This window comes from Streptomyces sp. NPDC050509, assembly GCF_044457965.1.
Taxonomy (GTDB): domain Bacteria; phylum Actinomycetota; class Actinomycetes; order Streptomycetales; family Streptomycetaceae; genus Streptomyces.
Genome location: NZ_JBITHL010000002.1, coordinates 238,486 through 254,415 on the forward strand (window position 1 = coordinate 238,486; position 15,930 = coordinate 254,415).

13 protein-coding genes are annotated in these 15,930 nt (G+C 73.0%); 8 read left to right on the top strand and 5 right to left on the bottom strand.

Going from position 1 to position 15,930, the window contains the following annotated elements; translation table 11 throughout:
* Positions 1-67 precede the first annotated feature (67 nt).
* Positions 68-1,180: an acyltransferase family protein gene (locus ACIBJC_RS06335; protein ID WP_399288696.1), complete on the top strand. Its 1,113-nt coding sequence runs from the start codon at positions 68-70 to the stop codon at positions 1,178-1,180.
* A gap of 74 nt (positions 1,181-1,254) precedes the next feature.
* On the opposite strand, the gene ACIBJC_RS06340 is transcribed toward ACIBJC_RS06335, so the two are convergent.
* Together ACIBJC_RS06340 and ACIBJC_RS06345 are read right to left on the bottom strand one after the other, a co-directional pair.
* Entirely contained in the window at positions 1,255-1,710 is a 456-nt protein-coding gene (locus ACIBJC_RS06340) for a tellurite resistance TerB family protein (protein ID WP_329825814.1), read from the bottom strand.
* Between the two features lie 83 nt (positions 1,711-1,793).
* Positions 1,794-3,803, bottom strand: coding sequence for an ABC transporter ATP-binding protein (locus tag ACIBJC_RS06345; protein WP_399288700.1), 2,010 nt, complete (start codon positions 3,801-3,803; stop codon positions 1,794-1,796).
* 623 nt (positions 3,804-4,426) lie between these two features.
* On the opposite strand from ACIBJC_RS06345, the gene ACIBJC_RS06350 reads away from it, so the two are divergent.
* Both ACIBJC_RS06350 and ACIBJC_RS06355 read left to right on the top strand, forming a co-directional pair.
* Entirely contained in the window at positions 4,427-5,068 is a 642-nt protein-coding gene (locus tag ACIBJC_RS06350) for an alpha/beta hydrolase (RefSeq protein WP_399288703.1), read from the top strand.
* A gap of 177 nt (positions 5,069-5,245) precedes the next feature.
* On the top strand, positions 5,246-5,947 hold the full coding sequence (locus ACIBJC_RS06355) for a dienelactone hydrolase family protein (protein WP_399288706.1): 702 nt from the start codon (positions 5,246-5,248) through the stop codon (positions 5,945-5,947).
* Between the two features lie 30 nt (positions 5,948-5,977).
* Here the strand turns inward: ACIBJC_RS06355 and ACIBJC_RS06360 are convergent, their stop codons facing one another.
* On the bottom strand, positions 5,978-6,856 hold the full coding sequence (locus tag ACIBJC_RS06360) for a UbiA family prenyltransferase (protein ID WP_399288709.1): 879 nt from the start codon (positions 6,854-6,856) through the stop codon (positions 5,978-5,980).
* Positions 6,857-6,975: 119 nt separating this feature from the next.
* On the opposite strand from ACIBJC_RS06360, the gene ACIBJC_RS06365 reads away from it, so the two are divergent.
* The 3 genes from ACIBJC_RS06365 to ACIBJC_RS06375 are packed head-to-tail and all read left to right on the top strand — an operon-like array spanning position 6,976 to position 9,611.
* Entirely contained in the window at positions 6,976-8,028 is a 1,053-nt protein-coding gene (locus tag ACIBJC_RS06365; RefSeq protein WP_399288712.1) for a type III polyketide synthase, read from the top strand.
* 36 nt (positions 8,029-8,064) lie between these two features.
* Entirely contained in the window at positions 8,065-8,589 is a 525-nt protein-coding gene (locus ACIBJC_RS06370; protein WP_399288714.1) for an isoprenylcysteine carboxyl methyltransferase family protein, read from the top strand.
* Complete coding sequence (locus ACIBJC_RS06375) at positions 8,586-9,611, top strand: NAD(P)/FAD-dependent oxidoreductase (RefSeq protein WP_399288716.1); 1,026 nt, start codon at positions 8,586-8,588, stop codon at positions 9,609-9,611. The genes ACIBJC_RS06370 and ACIBJC_RS06375 overlap by 4 nt, the downstream gene beginning before the upstream one ends.
* A 68-nt stretch (positions 9,612-9,679) precedes the next feature.
* Here the strand turns inward: ACIBJC_RS06375 and ACIBJC_RS06380 are convergent, their stop codons facing one another.
* A complete protein-coding gene (locus tag ACIBJC_RS06380; RefSeq protein WP_399288719.1) occupies positions 9,680-10,936 on the bottom strand; it encodes a DUF4032 domain-containing protein in 1,257 nt (418 codons plus the stop codon).
* Positions 10,937-11,169: 233 nt separating this feature from the next.
* Here ACIBJC_RS06380 and ACIBJC_RS06385 point away from each other — a divergent pair, with 233 nt between their 5' ends.
* Positions 11,170-12,672, top strand: coding sequence for an MFS transporter (locus ACIBJC_RS06385; RefSeq protein WP_399288722.1), 1,503 nt, complete (start codon positions 11,170-11,172; stop codon positions 12,670-12,672).
* Positions 12,669-13,247, top strand: coding sequence for a TetR family transcriptional regulator (locus ACIBJC_RS06390; protein WP_399288725.1), 579 nt, complete (start codon positions 12,669-12,671; stop codon positions 13,245-13,247). Before ACIBJC_RS06385 ends, ACIBJC_RS06390 begins: the two co-directional genes overlap by 4 nt.
* Before the next feature lie 60 nt (positions 13,248-13,307).
* Here ACIBJC_RS06390 and ACIBJC_RS06395 read toward each other — a convergent pair whose 3' ends face one another.
* Entirely contained in the window at positions 13,308-15,050 is a 1,743-nt protein-coding gene (locus tag ACIBJC_RS06395; protein WP_399288727.1) for a TIGR03767 family metallophosphoesterase, read from the bottom strand.
* Positions 15,051-15,930 lie beyond the last annotated feature (880 nt).

Genomic DNA, 15,930 nt, shown 5'->3' on the forward strand with positions numbered 1-15,930 from the left:
CGCACTTTCCCCCCACGAACTTGCCAAGAGGCGTGCGCGCCGCCCCGGGTTCCCTCCGGGAGGCGATGTGACACAGACAACCGAACAACTCACAGGTCAGACACAGGACGTACACTCCCCGCCGGACGCGGAGGCGGCATCGGCGGCGCCGCCTCAACCGGCCAGGAAACGCGACGCGTTCTTCGACAATGCGAAGTACCTGGCGATCGTCCTCGTCGCCATGGGACACGCGTGGGAGCCGCTGCGGGACGACAGCCGGGCGGTGTCGGCGCTCTACATCGTCCTCTACAGCTTCCACATGCCGGCGTTCATCATCATCTCCGGCTATTTCTCCCGCAGTTTCGACTTCCGCCCCGACCGGGTGCGCCGTCTGATCACCGGCGTCGCCGTGCCGTACATCGTGTTCGAGATCGCGTACAGCCTCTTCCACCGGTGGGCCGCGGACGACCCGTCGATGCCGATCAGCCTGCTCGACCCGTGGTACCTGACCTGGTTCCTGCTCGCCCTGTTCGTCTGGCGGATCACGGCGCCGATCTGGCGGCTGGTCCGCTGGCCCGTCCCGGTCGCGCTGTGCATCGCGGCCCTCGCGACCACCTCACCGAACATCGGTGACGACTTCGACCTCCAGCGGGTCCTTCAGTTCCTGCCGTTCTTCGTGCTCGGACTGCGGCTCAAGCCCGAGCACTTCCAGCTCGTACGCCGGCGCGAGGCGCGGATCCTGGCCGTTCCGGTCGCCGTGCTGACCGTGGTCTTCGCGTACTGGGCCGTCACCCGGATGAACATGGGGTGGTTCTTCCACCGCGACAGCGCGCAGGAACTGGGCTCCCCGTGGTGGGTCGGCGTCCTGATGACGTTCGCCCTGTTCGGCTGCTCGCTCGTGCTGACCGCCTGCTTCTACGCCTGGATCCCGGGCCGGCGCATGTGGTTCACGGCGCTGGGCGCGGGCACGCTCTGCGGCTATCTGCTGCACGGCTTCCTCGCCCAGGCCGCGGGCACCTGGGGCTGGTACGGCGCGGAGTGGCTGCACACCCCGCAGGGCGCGGTCTTCGTGACGCTCTTCGCCGGAGCCGTCGTCACCCTGCTCTGCACGCGGCCGGTCCAGCGGCTCTTCCGCTTCGCCCTGGAGCCGGAGATGGCCTGGGCCTTCGAGAAGGATCCCGTGGAGCGTCACGGGAAGTAGCCCCTGGGGGAAGCGGAGGGGCGGGGCGGTGGCCGACCACCGCCCCGCCCCTCCGTACTCGGAACCGGGTGGTCTCAGAGGTCGAACTCGTGCGGCGGCAGGTCCAGCGCGAAGCACGCCTCGCGGACCATGGCCCGCTCCGTCGCGTCGAAGTCGCCGTCGGCGCCGCCGATGACGATGCCGATCTGGACGACGGCCCGCGCCTCGGCGGGCTTCTTCTTGGCCTTGGCGACCTCCTGGAGGACGTTGACCTTACCGAACGCGAAGTCGGCGGTGAGCTGGTTCAGATAGCCGTCGAAGCGCCGCTGAAGGTCCTCCGCCGGGAAGTTCTGAAGCACCTCGTTGGAGGCGATCAGCGCGGCGACCCGCTGCCGCTCCGACGGGTCGACGGAGCCGTCGGCGGCGGCGACCAGGGCGCACATGGCCATGCTCGCGTCGCGGAAGGAGCCGCTCTTGAGATCGTTCTTCTTCGCCATGAGCTGCGTCTGCATCGTCGCGGCGGATTCCTTGAACCGGTCCCACAGGGCCATTCGTTCATCTCTCCTCAGGTGTCACACAGAACACTCCGTCAACGTCCGGCCGGGCCGTGACGTGCCCGTACGGGCGAGCCGGTTCATTCCGTACCGCCGTGTGCCCGGTTCTGTGCCGGTACGGCCGTCTCCATGCCGGTCTCCATGTCCGTCTCCACGCCCGTCCGGTACTGCTCCGACTGGAGCGAGAACAACTCCCGGAAGACCCCGGGGCCCTCGTGGTCCCGGCCCATCAGCGTGGCGAAGTCGCCGCACTCCACCAGCCGGCCCCGGTCCAGCACACAGATCAGGTCCGCGGACCGCACGCTGTGCAGCCGGTGCGTGACGAGGATGACCGTCTGCCCGCCGCCCGCGAGCCGCCGGATCTGCTGGAACGCGGCGATCTCGGCCGCCGGATCCATGCTGCTGGTCGGTTCGTCGCAGATCAGGAGGGCGGCCCGCCGGTAGTACGCGCGGGCCAGCGCCAGCCGCTGCCACTGCCCGCCCGACAGGTCCACCCCGCCCTCGTACCCCTTCTCGCACAAGGTGTCCCAGCCGCGCGGCAGCTCGCCGACCACGGTGTGCGCGTCCGCCAGGTCCGCGGCCGTCTCCAGCCGTTCGGGGTCGTGGATCTCGGAGGGCCGGCTGATGGCGACATTGGCGCGCGCCGTGAACGGCCACCGCTGATAGTCCTGGAGCACCAGCGCCACCTGGTCGAAGAGCTGGTCCCGGTCGAGTTCACGCACATCGGTGCCGTCCCAGCGGATCTGCCCCCGCGACGGCAGGTAGAGACCGGCCAGGAGCTTGCTGAGGGTGGTCTTGCCGCTGCCGTTGACCCCGACGAGCGCGACCGTCTGACCCCGGCGGATCGTCAGGGACACGGAGTCCAGGGCCGGGGCCTGACGACCCGGATAGGTGAAGGAGACCTGGTCGAACTCGATCAGCGCGGGCGCCCCCGGCACCGGGACGCCGCCCGAGGGGATGGCCCGGAGCCGGGCCTCGTCCCCCGCCTTGATCAGATCGGTCATGAACAGCGACTGCTCGTAGAGCTGATGGATGTGGGTGACCATCCGGCGCAGCCCCGCCGTGCCGTTGGAGAGCGCGAGGGCCGCCGTCGCGCCCGAGGCGAGCGGCATGTGGCCGTGGGTGAGCAGCCAGGCCAGTAAGCCGTACGTCGCCGCCGCGGTCAGCCCGGAGAGCGCCGAGGTACCCAGATCCGTGCCCGCCTCGCGCTGCGCGAGCCGGGTCTGCTCCTCGGCCGCCTCGACGCCCATCCGGTCGAACTGCTCCAGCAGGAAGGGCCCCGCGCCGTGCACACGCAGTTCGGGACCGGCCTTCTGGGAGATCATCAGCCGCCGCAGCTCGCTCTGCTGCCGTACGTGCTCGATCCAGACCTGGATCGACTCGTAGGCACGGCGGGCCGCCCTGACCGTGCCCCACGCCTTGGGTACGACGACGGCGACCAGCAGGGGCAGCAGCACCGGATGCAGCACCGCGAGGACCCCGCTGACCGCGATCAGCGCCATCAGGGAGTCGACGATGCCCAGGGTGTGCTGGATCAGCCGGCGCGCGGCGATCTGGCCGTGCTGCCCGGAGTCGAGGATCTTGTGGAAGTCCGGCTGTTCGAGATGCTCCATCTCGACCCGGATCACCGGCGTCAGCATGGTCAGCGCGGCGAGCCGCTCGACCTTCGGCTCCAGCCGGCCGGTGCCGCCGAAGGAGACCGCGCGCAGGGTGGCCGCGAGCGCGCCGGCGCCGCCCACCCAGAGCAGCGAGGGCAGCGCCGCGCCGATCCGGTCGGCGGTCGGGCCCACGGCGAAGAGACTGACCAGGACCCGGTTGGCGGCCAGCAGTCCGAAGACGGTCGCCAGCGCCTGGCCGAGCTGGGCGAGCGCCACCACGATCAGCGCGGGGCGGTCGGCGCGCCAGGCCAGGGCGACGGTGTGGCCGATGAGCCGGGGGATCTGCCGCAGGATCGTCAGGAACGAGGTCCGCAGCCGCGCCCCCTCATGGGTGGTCCACCCCCAGGAGCCCTTGAGCCGGCCGCCGAAGAGCAGTTGTTCCGGCGGGGAGTTCTGGACGTACGGCTTGGGGCCGAAGCGGCGGGGGCTCATACGGCCACACCGCCCTCGGCGTCAACCGGGTGTACGGCGCCGCGGAGAGCCCGGCGGCCGTACTCGAACGCGGCGGACCCGGCGGGGGAGCCGGAGGGAAGGGGAACGGGGAACATGTGTCCTCCTGAAGTGACGGCAACGGATGCGCGCGCCCGGACAACTGACCTGATCAAGGCGGTGTAACGGGGTACGCAGGGCGAATCGTCGGACGGAGTTTCGAGCGGGGGAGGGTGAACCCGCGGGGGCCGGGCGTGTCCGGCCGTCGGCCCGCGTTCGAATCACCCGGGAGGGGTGCGTTCACCTGACCGGGGGATTGAGTTGCGCCCGTGAAGCCGTGGCGCGCGGTGGTTGCCGGGCGGTGGCGGGGCCGGGGCCCCGACGGTCTTCGCCCCCTTGCGAAGGCACAGGCTCACGCGCGCCCGGGTGTGGCGGAGATACGGGCTCACGCCGCGCCCGGGTGCGCCGGACGTGCGCCGCCGGACGCGCCCGCCCGTGCTGATTGAAGATTCAATAATGGTGGGGCGTAGGGTGCGTACGGATGCGACGGCGGCGCGTCGCGCGTCCTCGGGACGCGTCCCCGGACCGGCCGCGGCCCGCACACGGAAGAGGGAAGTAGCGCCACCATGCCCCACACAGACCACTCCCCCCTGGTCGTCTCCTGGTCACGGGCGGAGGCCGACCGCGAGGGCACACCGCTGCTCGTGGCGCTGCACGGCCGCGGCTCGGACGAGCGGACCTTCGCCGAGATCGCCCCGTACCTCCCCGAGGACACCACCATCGCCTTCGTCCGCGCCCCGATCGCCGAGGGCGGCGGCTACGCCTGGTTCGCCAACCGGGGGATCGGACGGCCCGTCGCCGCGTCCCTGGCGGCCGGCACCGCTCTGCTCCTCGACTGGCTCTCCACCGTCGCCGCCCGGCACCGCTCCGTCTCGCTGCTCGGCTTCTCCGGGGGCATGGCCATGGCGGGCGGACTGCTGCTCGCCGAGCCCGCGCGGTTCGCCTCGGCGGTCCTGCTCTCCGGCACCCTGCCCTGGGACGCCGGACTGCCCGAGGAGCCGGGACGGTTCGACGGCGTCCGGGTCTTCTGGGGGCGCGACGACGCCGACACGGTCATCCCCGCCGACCTCGTGACCCGAACCGGACAGTGGCTGCGCGAGAAGTCCGGCGCGGAGCTGACCGAGCGCGTCTATCCGGCGCTGGGCCACGCCGTCGGAGCGGCGGAACTCCACGACGCACGGGCCTTTCTCACCGGAACGGGCCACTGACCCCGCCGGAGCGCCGCGCGGACTCGGCTCCGCCCGCTTCCCTACGATCCCCCTGTCACCGACCCGACCCGCCTGCCACCGCCGCCCCGGAGTGACGCGCCCGCCGACCACGGACCGAACCCGGTACCACCGACCGAACCCGACACCACCGACCTACAGCCCGCTGGGAGCACCGTCATGCCGACCGAGCCGACCCTCCAGAACGTCTCCTTCCCGAGCGCCGGGACCACCGCGTACGGCTATCTCGCCGTACCGCCCGCCGGACACGGCCCCGGCATCATCGTCATCCAGGAGTGGTGGGGGCTGACCGCCCACATCAAGGACATCGCCGACCGCTTCGCGCAGGCCGGCTATGTCGCGCTCGCCCCCGACCTGTACGGCGGCCAGGTCGCCCACGACTCCGACGAAGCCCTGCGGATGATGATCGAACTGCCCACCACGCGGGGCGTCGAACTGCTCTCCGGAGCGGTCGGCTACCTGCTGGAGCGCCCCGAGACGGAGGGCGGCACCGTCGGCACCGTCGGCTTCTGCATGGGCGGCGGCTTCGTCCTCGGCCTCGCCGCCGCGGACCCGCGCGTCTCCGCCGCCGTGCCGTTCTACGGCGTCAACAAGGACGGCGTGCCGGACTTCTCCGGGCTCAAGGCGGAGATCCTCGGCCACTACGGCGAGCGGGACGACAGCGTGCCGGTGGACACACTCGACGAGCTGAAGGAGACCATCGAGGCGCAGTCCGGCATCGTCCCGGTCTTCCACGTCTACGAGGGGGCCGGCCACGCCTTCTTCAACGACGGCCGCCCCGAGGCGTACCACGCCGAGGCGGCCGGGCGGGCGTGGGACCGTACGCTCGCCTTCCTCGGCGCCCGGCTCGGCTCCGCCTGACACGCGGGCGGGGGAGCGGGGGACGGCACTTCAGGCGAGCGCCGTCCCCCGCCACAGCAGCAGCGCCACATCGACCCCCGCGACGAGCACGGCCGCCAGGAACGGCGCCCTCGGCCGGTGACGCCCCAGCAGCGCCCCGCCGGCCGCCGCGACCAGCGCCACCGCCAGGGCGAGCGCCCCCGCCGCGCCGGGACCGCCCAGCGCCAGCAGCGCCGTGGCCGCCACCAGCGGGGCCGGCAGCAGCAGCCGTACGGCCGCCGGGCCCAGCCGCTGCGGCCAGCCGCGCACCCCCGCCGCCAGGTCGTCCGCGATGTCCGGCAGGACATTGCCGAGATGCGCCCCGACCCCCACCAGCGCCGCAGCGGCCACCACCCACCAGGCGGGCGGCGGTCGCCCCGGCAGACCGAGCGTCACGAAGGCGGGCAGCGAGGCGAACCCGATCGCGTACGGCAGCCAGGACGCCGCGGTCGCCTTCATCCCCAGGTTGTACGCCCAGCCCGCCGCCACGCCCACCAGATGCACCACTCCGGCGAGCGCCCCGTACAGCAGCGAGAGCGGTACGCACAGGGCCAGCGCGACCAGCGCCGCGCCTCGTACGGTGCGCGCGGTCACCGCCCCGCCCGCCACGGGCTTGGCACGCCGTCCCGCCGCGCCGTCCCGTACCGCGTCGACCGCGTCGTTGCTCCAGCCGATGGAGAGCTGCCCCGTCAGCACGGCGACGGTCGCGAGGACGCAGCCGGGACCGTCCTGCCCCGCGGCCACCGCGAGCCCGGCCACCAGCAGCGTCACCACGGCCGTCGGCCCCGGGTGACACGCCCTCAGCAGCGCGCCCGCGGAGCGCGGCCACCGCCCCGGCACCCCGCCGAGCGGGCCACCGACCACGATGCCCGATTCGTCCGTCACGTCCACGGGCCCATCGTAGGGCCGCCCGTCCCGCCACCGGGGGGCCGTACAGGCGACTTCGCGTGTGGCGCGGCGGTGCGGGGGCAGGGATTGCACGTCAGTCGCCCTCCGACCCCGGACCGCAGATGACCCGCATCGCAGCCGTCCACGGAGCCCTGGCTCCCCATCAGCACAGCCAGCACGACCTCACGGACACCGTCGCCAGGAGCTGTCTGCCCGCGGGGGCCGACCGCCGAGTGCTCGACCGGCTGCACCGCGGCGCCCGCGTGACCACACGTCATACGGCCCTGCCGCTCGACCGGTACGGCGCCCTCCAGGACTTCGGCGCGGTCAACGACGTCTTCATCGAGACGGCCGTCCCGCTGGGCGCCGAGGCGGTCACCGGCGCGCTGGACGCCGCGGGGTTCTCCCCGCGCGATGTCGACCTGCTGATGTTCACGTCCGTCACCGGCATCGCCGCGCCCTCCGTGGACGCGCGTCTGGTGGGGCGGCTCGGGCTGCGCCCCGACGTCAAGAGGGTGCCGGTGTTCGGCCTCGGCTGTGTCGCGGGAGCGGCCGGGATCGCCCGGCTGCACGATTACCTGCTGGGCCACCCCGACGATGTCGCCGTGCTCCTCTCGGTCGAGCTGTGCTCCCTCACCTTCCAGCGGGACGACCCCTCCACGGCCAACCTCGTCGCCTCCGGGCTCTTCGGCGACGGCGCGGCGGCCGTCGTCGCCTGCGGCGCCCGGCGCCGCGCCACGGGCCCCGCCGTCGTCTCCACCCGCAGCCATCTCTACCCGGGCACGGAACATGTGATGGGCTGGGACATCACCGGCTCCGGCTTCCGGATCGTCCTGGACGCCAGCGTTCCGGACGTCGTACGCAAGAATCTCGCCGAGGACGTGGACGGCTTCCTCGCCGGCCACGGGCTGGGGCGCGAGGACATCACCGCCTGGGTGTGCCACCCCGGCGGGCCGAAGGTCCTGGAGGCGATCGAGGAGGTCCTCGCCCTGCCGCCCGGGGCCCTCGACCTCACCTGGCGCTCGCTGGCCGCCGTGGGCAACCTGTCCTCGTCCTCGGTCCTGCACGTCCTGCGCGACACCCTGGAGCAGCGCCCGCCACCGGCCGGTACGGCGGGGCTGCTGCTCGCGATGGGGCCCGGATTCTGCTCCGAGCTGGTCCTGCTCCGCTGGTAGCCGCGGTGCCACGAGGACAGAGAGGCAGGGGAAGAGATGATCTGGTACACCGTGCTCGTCCTGGCCGTCGGCGCGGAGCGCGTCGCCGAACTGGCCGTCGCCCGCCGCAACGCCCGCTGGAGCCTGGCGCACGGCGCCGTCGAGCGGGGGCGCGGACACTATCCGTCCATGGTCGTCCTCCACACCGGCCTGCTGCTCGGCTGCCTCGCCGAAGTGGCGCTCGCGGACCGGCCGTTCACGCCCGTGCTCGGCTGGACGATGCTCGCGGTCGTGATCGCCGCGCAGGCGCTGCGCTGGTGGTGCGTCCGCACCCTGGGACCACGCTGGAACACCCGTGTCCTGGTCGTGCCGGGGCTGCCCCTGGTGACGGGCGGCCCGTACCGGCTGCTGCGCCACCCCAACTACGTGGCGGTCGTGGCCGAAGGCGTCGCGCTGCCCCTGGTGCACGGCGCCTGGCTGACCGCGCTGGTGTTCACCGTGCTCAACGCCGGTCTGCTGGCGGTCCGGATACGGTGCGAGAACGGCGCCCTGCGGATGGCCGAGGCCGGGGCCCTGCCGTGATCGACCTGCTGGTGGCCGGCGGCGGACCGGCCGGACTCGCCACCGCCGTGCACGCCGCCCTGGCCGGTCTGGAGACGGTGGTGATCGAACCGCGCCCCACCCCGGTCGACAAGGCGTGCGGCGAGGGCGTGATGCCCGCCGGGGTGCGCGCGCTGGCGGAGCTGGGCCTCGAAGGGCCGGGCGGCCACGCCCTGCGCGGGATCCGGTACGTCCACGGCGCGCACCGCGCGGAGGCCGCCTTCGACGCGGGCCCCGGCCTCGGCGTACGCCGCACCGCCCTGCACGCGGCGCTCGCGCGGCGGGCCGAGGAGACCGGCGTACGGACCGTCACCGGCCGGGTCGGGGACATCGAGCAGAGCGCCGACGGGGTGACGGCGGGCGGGCTGCGGGCGCGCTGGCTGGTGGCCGCGGACGGGCTGCACTCACCGGTACGCAGCCGCCTCGGCCTGGAGCTGCCGGGACGGGGGCCCCGGCGCTACGGGCAGCGGCGCCACTACCGCGTCGCGCCGTGGACGGACTTCGTCGAGGTGCACTGGTCGGCGACGGGCGAGGACGGCGAGGCGTATGTGACACCGGTGGCCGGTGATCTGGTGGGGGTGGCCGTGCTGAGCACGGTGAGGCGCGGTTACGACGACCATCTCGCCGCCTTCCCCGACCTGCGGGCCCGGCTCGCGGGCGCGCCCGCCGGAGCCGTACGCGGCGCCGGCCCGCTGCGCCGCCGCGTACGCCACAGGTCGGCGGGGCGGGTGCTGCTCGTGGGGGACGCGGCCGGCTATGTCGACGCCCTCACCGGCGAGGGCATCGCGCTCGCGCTGGCGTCGGCCCGGGCGGCGGTGCGCTGTCTGCGGGCGGGGCGGCCCCAGGCGTACGAGGGGCAGTGGCGCGCGCTGACCCGCCGCCACCGGCTGCTGACGGAGGGGCTGCTGCGGGTCGCGGGCCGTCCTGCGGGCGCCCGGCTGCTGGTCCCCGCGGCGGCGCGGGCCCCGGCGCTCTTCAGGGCGGTGGTGCGCGCCCTTCAGTGACCGCGCGCGGGACTCAAGGGGACAGGGACGGTGCGCGGGACTCAAGGGGACAGGTCGGCGCGCGGGACTCAAGGGGACAGGTCGACCGACGGATCCGTCACCGGCGGGGTCATCGCGGCCACCGCGTGGGGCAGCACATGCGCGAGATAGTCCTCGATCGTCGCCTCCAGACCGACGTCGCGCCCGGCCGCCTCCGACAGGTACCAGCGGTGCTCCAGCACCTCGTGGTAGATCTGCGCCGCGTCCATCTCGCCGCGCAGCTCCCGCGGTACGGCCCGTACCGTCGGCCGGAACACGTCACGCACCCAGCGGTGCGCCAGCACCTCGGGCCTGGCCCCCAGCGGATCGCCCGGGGCGTAGTCGTCCTCGCCCGCCATCCAGCTCTCCAGGTCGTTGAGCAGCCGCCGCGCCTGGTTCTCCTCGGCGTCGAGACCGGTCAGCCGCAGGAGCTGGCGCTGGTGGTGGCCCGCGTCCACGACCTTCGGCAGGAACGTGACGGTGTCGCCCTGCGGGGAGCGCTCGATCTGCATCTCCGCGACGTCGAACCCGAGATCGTTGAGGCGGCGGATCCGCCGGTCGATGTAGTGGCGCTTGTCCACCGGATACACCGACTCGCGTGTCACCTCGTGCCACAGGTCCTCGTACCGCCGCACGATCGCCGTACCGAACGGCACGGGGTCGACCGAGGGGTGCAGCGCGCCCGAAGCCTCCAGGTCCATCAGCTCGCCGGCGATGTTGACCCGGGCCAGCTCGATGTCGTACTCGCGCTGGCCCCGGCTGAGGTTCTGCTGGAGCTGACCGGTCTCGGCGTCGACCAGGTAGGCGGCGTACGCCCCGGCGTCCCGCCGGAAGAGCGCGTTGGACAGCGAGCAGTCGCCCCAGGCGAACCCGGCGAGATGCAGTCGTACGAGCAGCACGGCGAGCGCGTCCATCAGCCGCTTGACCGTGCTCGGGCGCATCGTCGACTCGAACATCGAGCGGTAGGGCAGCGAGCCCTTGAGGTGGCGGGTGATCAGCGTCGGCTCCAGCGGCGCGCCGTCCGCGTCCACCCGGCCGGTCACCACCGCCACCGGGTCCACGGCCGGGATGCCGAGCCGGTGCAGATCGCGCAGCAGCCCGAACTCGCGCACCGCGCCCCGCTCGGATATCTCCTTGACCGCCACGACCTCGGGGCCCGCCGACGCGAAGCGGACCACATGGCGCGAGATGCCGCGCGGGAGCGCGACCAGGCAGGCGTCGGGCCACTGGTCGAGCGGGATGTTCCAGGGCAGGTCCAGGAGTACGGCCGGCTGCTCCGGATTGGTCGCGCTGATCTGGAGCGCCATCGTGCCTCCCACGGCGGTCGTTTCGAGCGGTCGTCGAGTGGTCGTCGAGCGATCGACGGGCGGGCACCGGGTCCCCGGCCGCCGAGGACAGTGTGCCGGGTCGGATTGTGTCACCCGCAGGCAGGACGAGGGGACCGCCCGTACGTCTCCGGTGCCGCAGGGGGGTGCACATATGTTTACCCTGGGGGTGAACGCTTGTGCACCCCTGCCGGTCTCCCACCGTACGGAGCGAGATGTCCGAAGCGATACCCGTGACCGACCCCGCAGAGCCCCCGGCCGATCCGCCCACCGAGCCGGCCGCGGAGGCCCCGCACCCCCGGTTCCTCGTCGCCGTCCTGGCGTTCTGCGGGGTGGTCGTCGCCGTCATGCAGACCCTCGTCGTTCCCCTGCTCCCGCACATCCCCGCGCTCACCGGCGCCACCCCGACCGCCGCGAGCTGGCTCGTCACCGTCACGCTGCTCACCGGCGCCATCTGCACCCCCGTACTCGGACGGGCCGGCGACATGTACGGCAAGCGCCGCGTCCTCATCGCCTCCCTCGGCGTGCTCGCCGCCGGGTCCGTGCTCTGCGCCGTCAGCTCCCACATCGGCGTACTGATCGCGGGACGGGCCCTCCAGGGCGCCGCGCTCGCCGTCGTACCGCTGGGCATCAGCATCATGCGCGACGAACTGGCGCCCGAGCGCATCCTGTCCTCCGTCGCGCTGATGAGTTCGACCCTGGGCATCGGCGCGGCCGTCGGCCTGCCCGTCGCCGCACTGGTCGTCGAGCACTACGACTGGCACACCATGTTCTGGGCGTCCGCCGCGCTCGGGCTCCTCGACATCGCGCTCGTACTGCTCTGCGTACCGGAATCGCCGCGCCGCTCGCACGGCCGGTTCGACGCCCTGGGCGCGCTCGGCCTGTCCGCCGCCCTGGTCAGCCTGTTGCTGGCGGTCACCCAGGGCGGCGACTGGGGCTGGACATCGGTCCGTACGCTCGGACTGCTGCTCCTCGCCGTGGTGATCGGGCTCGTCTGGGGCCGCTACGAGCTGCGTGTCACCTCACCCATGGTCGATCTGCGGGTCTCCGCGTGCCCCGCCGTACTGCTGACCAACATCGCCGCCCTGCTGATCGGCTTCGCCTTCTACGCCAACTCCCTGTCCACCGCGCAGATGGTGCAGGAACCGAAGGCCACCGGCTACGGCCTCGGCGCCTCGATCGTCGTCAGCGGACTCTGTCTGCTCCCCGGAGGTCTTTCGATGGTCGCGCTGTCGCCCGTCTCCGCGCGGATCTCCGCCACGTACGGCCCGAGGACCACCCTGGCGCTCGCCTCCGGCATCCTCGCCGTCGGCTACGGCGTGCGCTTCTTCACCAGCCACCGGCTCTGGACGATCATCCTCGGCGCCACCGTCGTCGCCGCGGGCACCGCGATCGCCTACTCGGCCCTGCCCGCGCTGGTGATGCGCGGGGTGCCCGTCGGCGAGACCGGGGCGGCCAACGGCCTCAACACCCTGATGCGCTCGGTCGGCCAGGCCTTCTGCAGCGCTGCCGTCGCCGCCGTACTGGCCCATATGACCTTCGAGGCCGGCGGGCGCACCGCCCCCACCCTCGGCGCCTATCTGCTGATCTTCGTGCTCGCCGGTACCGCCGCGCTGCTCGCGCTGGCCGTCACCCTGTGTCTGCCGCGCCGGCCGGAGGGGACCACCGGTACTGTCGGCAGCGACCCTGCGAAGTCGCTGGCCCAGGAGGGCACATGAACGGGCGGACGACGGACGCGCCGGCAACCGCAGTCCCCGACGCCGGGACGGGCCGGGACGCGATCCTGCGCGCCGCGCGCCGCGCGTTCGCCTTCCGCCCGTACGCGGAGGTGACCCTGCGGGGCATCGCCGCCGACGCGGGCGTCAGCGCTTCCCTGATCGTCAAGCACTTCAGCACCAAGGAGCGGCTGTTCAACACGGTCGCGGACTTCGGCCCCGCCGCCGACCTGCTCCTCGCAGCGCCCCTGGACACGCTCGGCCGCCATCTCGTCCTGACGCTGGTACGCAACCGCCGTGAGCAGCAGGGGGACCTGCTGCTGCGCGTGGTGTTCTCGCTGGGCGACGATGATGAGCGCACCCTGCTGCGGGAACGCTTCGACCAGCAGATCACCCGGCGCCTCGCCGCACTCCTGACCGGCCGTGACCGCGCGCTGCGCGCCGAGCTGATCGCCGGACAGCTTCTCGGCCTCGGCGCCGTACAGAGCCTCTACCGCACCGGCGCCGTCACCCACGCCACCCCGGAGGGGATCGCCGACCTGTACGCCCCCGCCATCCAGCGCCTGATCGACGGCTGACCGGCGACCGGCGACCGGCGACCGGCGCGGGGGACCGGCGGCCCCGCGGTGTCAGCGGCGTCAGCGGGTCAGCAGCAGCTCGGTGTTGCGGTCCGTCGAGGTGCCCGCCGGAGCCGTGGTGGAGCCCGGCGCGTTGTGCGACAGCTCCCGGTAGAGCGCCGCGAGCCCGGTCTGCGAGAGATCCCCGAAGTCGGTGCGGTGCGGCGCTGACGACTCGATCAGGGTGGTGAACAGCGACAGCGTGCCGTCCTTGTTGTCCGCGATCTCGATGACCCGGGCGAGCTGCGGGAAGTCGATGTGCGACGCGGTGGAGATCTCCCAGAAGCCGTCGCGCGGCGCGACCGCGTTGCGGTGGCTGTGCCCGTTCACCCAGGCCAGCACCTGCGGACTGCGCCCGAGCAGCTCCAGCACCTCGTCGCCGCTGTGGCGCGCCTCGCCGGGGTGCGCCGGGTCGGGGTGGGTGTTGGTCATCGTCCAACTGTTGTGGTGGCTGAACACCACGACGTAACTGTCCTTGTACTCCTTGAGTGTCCGCTTCAGCCAGGTGAACTGGGCGGTGTTGAGCGAGCCCGTGAAGTGCCCGCCCCGGTCGGTGGTGTCGAGGCTGATCCCGGTGACGTTCTCGCCCATCGGGAACGTGTAGTACAGCTTGTCGCCGTCGAGGTTCGCCGCCGTGTAGCCGTGCCCGGCCGGACCGGCACCGGCGCGCGCCGGATCGAGGTGCGCCTTCAGATAGTCGCGCGGACCGAACGGCGCCCGCCCCGGGTCGGGCGTGATCGTGCGCATCCGCCGCTTCGAACGGCGCAGCAGATCGATCAGCTTGGCGCCGGAGGGGTCGCCGCCCTTGGAGAGCAGCCTCAGCATCTCCTTGGCCTCGGCGTCCGGGACGCCGTACAGCTTCTTCCCTCCGACGGCGAACTCCGCGAGGTATCCGCTCGGGTCGGCCATCGCGCCGCTCGCCAGACCGTCGTGGTTGCCGGCGGTCGAGTACCACGGGATCCGCAGCCCCGGGCTGTTCACCGAGCCGATCGCGGCGTCGAGGAATCCGTCGATACGGGGGTAGCCGAGCCGCTTGTCGGTGTCACGCAGGGCGTCCTCGGGGTGCCAGAAGAGCCGTTCGCCGGAGTTCTGCACCCCCTCGTAGCGGCGCGGGTCGCCGGTGTTGGGGGAGATACGGCCCCCGCTCATCACCGTGAGGAACCAGTCGAGTTCCGCGTGCGAGTTGTTGTCGGTGTTGTCGCCGGTCGTCACGGCGAAGGAGAGCGGCGCCCCCGTGGCGGGACCGTTCCTGAGCGCGTTGATCTGCTCGATCAGGGCCACCGCGCCCGGCACCGTCAGCGCCTCCTGCGGGCGCCACCCCGAGAGCTGCTGCGAGCGCAGGTACTCGGTGCGCACGGGGTGCTGGACGTCCACCAGGTGCAGATCGGTGAGCTGTACGAAGGAGGTGAGGACGGTACGCCGCCCGGCGCGCCCGGCCCGCGGGGCCGCGAGCTGCTCCCGTACGACCCGGCGCCACCCCGGCCCGTCGCCGAGCCGGCGGAAGGCCGCGGCCGTGTCGCGCGGCGCGGCGACCGTGTCCAGGGTCGTACGGGCGGGCACGGTGGGGGTACGGACCGGGGCCACCGTGGCTGTCGGGGCCACCGGGCCACGGGGACCCGGTACGGAGGACGCGGCGGAGGCCTCCCCCGAACTGCCGCCGGCGCCGAGAGCCAGCCCGATCCCCGCCGACACACCGACGGCTCCGGTCGCGGTGAGGAAGGAACGGCGGTCGACGGCGGTGACTGCGGAGCGTATGCGTGTCATGGTCCGGTCTCCCGAGTACGAGCGCGTCAGCGAGCGCGCCGGGGGACGGCCCCCTGGCTGCCCTTTGATGCTTGACATCGGGCGTGGCCTGCGCGTGAACGACGTTCCAACGTCCGACACCCATCTCCGCACAGGGATCACCGCGGCGGCGAAGCGTCGCCGTACCCTCGGCCGCAGGACCGGAAGAGGTCACTCACCGTTCACCGCGCGGGGAAGGGGGCGCAGCGGCGCACGGACGCCGGGGCCGGAAAACCTGGCCCGCGTCGGACGCATACGTGGCGCGGGAGCGGGCACACGCATCATCGAGCCAAGCTCACGGCCCTTCCCCCTCGGCCGCATGAGCCTTCCCGGCCCCACCGGCGCACCCCCTCGCCGGTGGGGCCGCCCCTTTTCTGTACGCGGCTCTGTGTACGCGGCCTCGTTCTGTACGCGGCCCCCGCGCGCCCGTTGTGGGTAGACCGGCGGCAGGTGCCGTCGTGTGCGCCTGCAATGCCGGGGCCGGGAACGGTCGTCCCAGGTCGGCGGGGGAGCGGAGGGGGGAGCGGCGGCCCGCTGGTTGCCCTCCCGTCCCCGACGCCCACTTCATAGATTCCGGTTGGGTCACAGTTCCACGCCGACGGCGTGGCCTGTTCGCCCTGCGCGGACGAACGCCCCGTCCGCACCGCGGGACACACACCGGCCGAGCGGTGGACGCCGAGCCCGGTCCGGGCGTGGCACAGATCACTGCGGTGCAGGTCAGAGCGGGAGTCGGTCCGCACCGGGACCGGACGCTCCCGGTGCGGACCGATCCGTACCGGCTGTGCCGTGGCGCTCCCGTTACGTCACCGTCACACGCGAGCGGGACAGCCCCCGTGGGACACAGGCGTAACCTCGCTTGATC

Bases quoted from the DNA above. Each gene is read 5' to 3' on its own strand.
- ACIBJC_RS06370 (WP_399288714.1), top strand. From the start codon at position 8,065: ATGATCTGGTACACCGTGCTCGTCCTGGCCGTCGGCGCGGAGCGCGTC.
- ACIBJC_RS06350 (WP_399288703.1), top strand. From the start codon at position 4,427: ATGCCCCACACAGACCACTCCCCCCTGGTCGTCTCCTGGTCACGGGCG.
- ACIBJC_RS06365 (WP_399288712.1), top strand. From the start codon at position 6,976: ATGACCCGCATCGCAGCCGTCCACGGAGCCCTGGCTCCCCATCAGCAC.
- ACIBJC_RS06395 (WP_399288727.1), bottom strand. From the start codon at position 15,050: ATGACACGCATACGCTCCGCAGTCACCGCCGTCGACCGCCGTTCCTTC.
- ACIBJC_RS06340 (WP_329825814.1), bottom strand. From the start codon at position 1,710: ATGGCCCTGTGGGACCGGTTCAAGGAATCCGCCGCGACGATGCAGACG.
- ACIBJC_RS06390 (WP_399288725.1), top strand. From the start codon at position 12,669: ATGAACGGGCGGACGACGGACGCGCCGGCAACCGCAGTCCCCGACGCC.
- ACIBJC_RS06385 (WP_399288722.1), top strand. From the start codon at position 11,170: ATGTCCGAAGCGATACCCGTGACCGACCCCGCAGAGCCCCCGGCCGAT.
- ACIBJC_RS06380 (WP_399288719.1), bottom strand. From the start codon at position 10,936: ATGGCGCTCCAGATCAGCGCGACCAATCCGGAGCAGCCGGCCGTACTC.
- ACIBJC_RS06345 (WP_399288700.1), bottom strand. From the start codon at position 3,803: ATGAGCCCCCGCCGCTTCGGCCCCAAGCCGTACGTCCAGAACTCCCCG.
- ACIBJC_RS06355 (WP_399288706.1), top strand. From the start codon at position 5,246: ATGCCGACCGAGCCGACCCTCCAGAACGTCTCCTTCCCGAGCGCCGGG.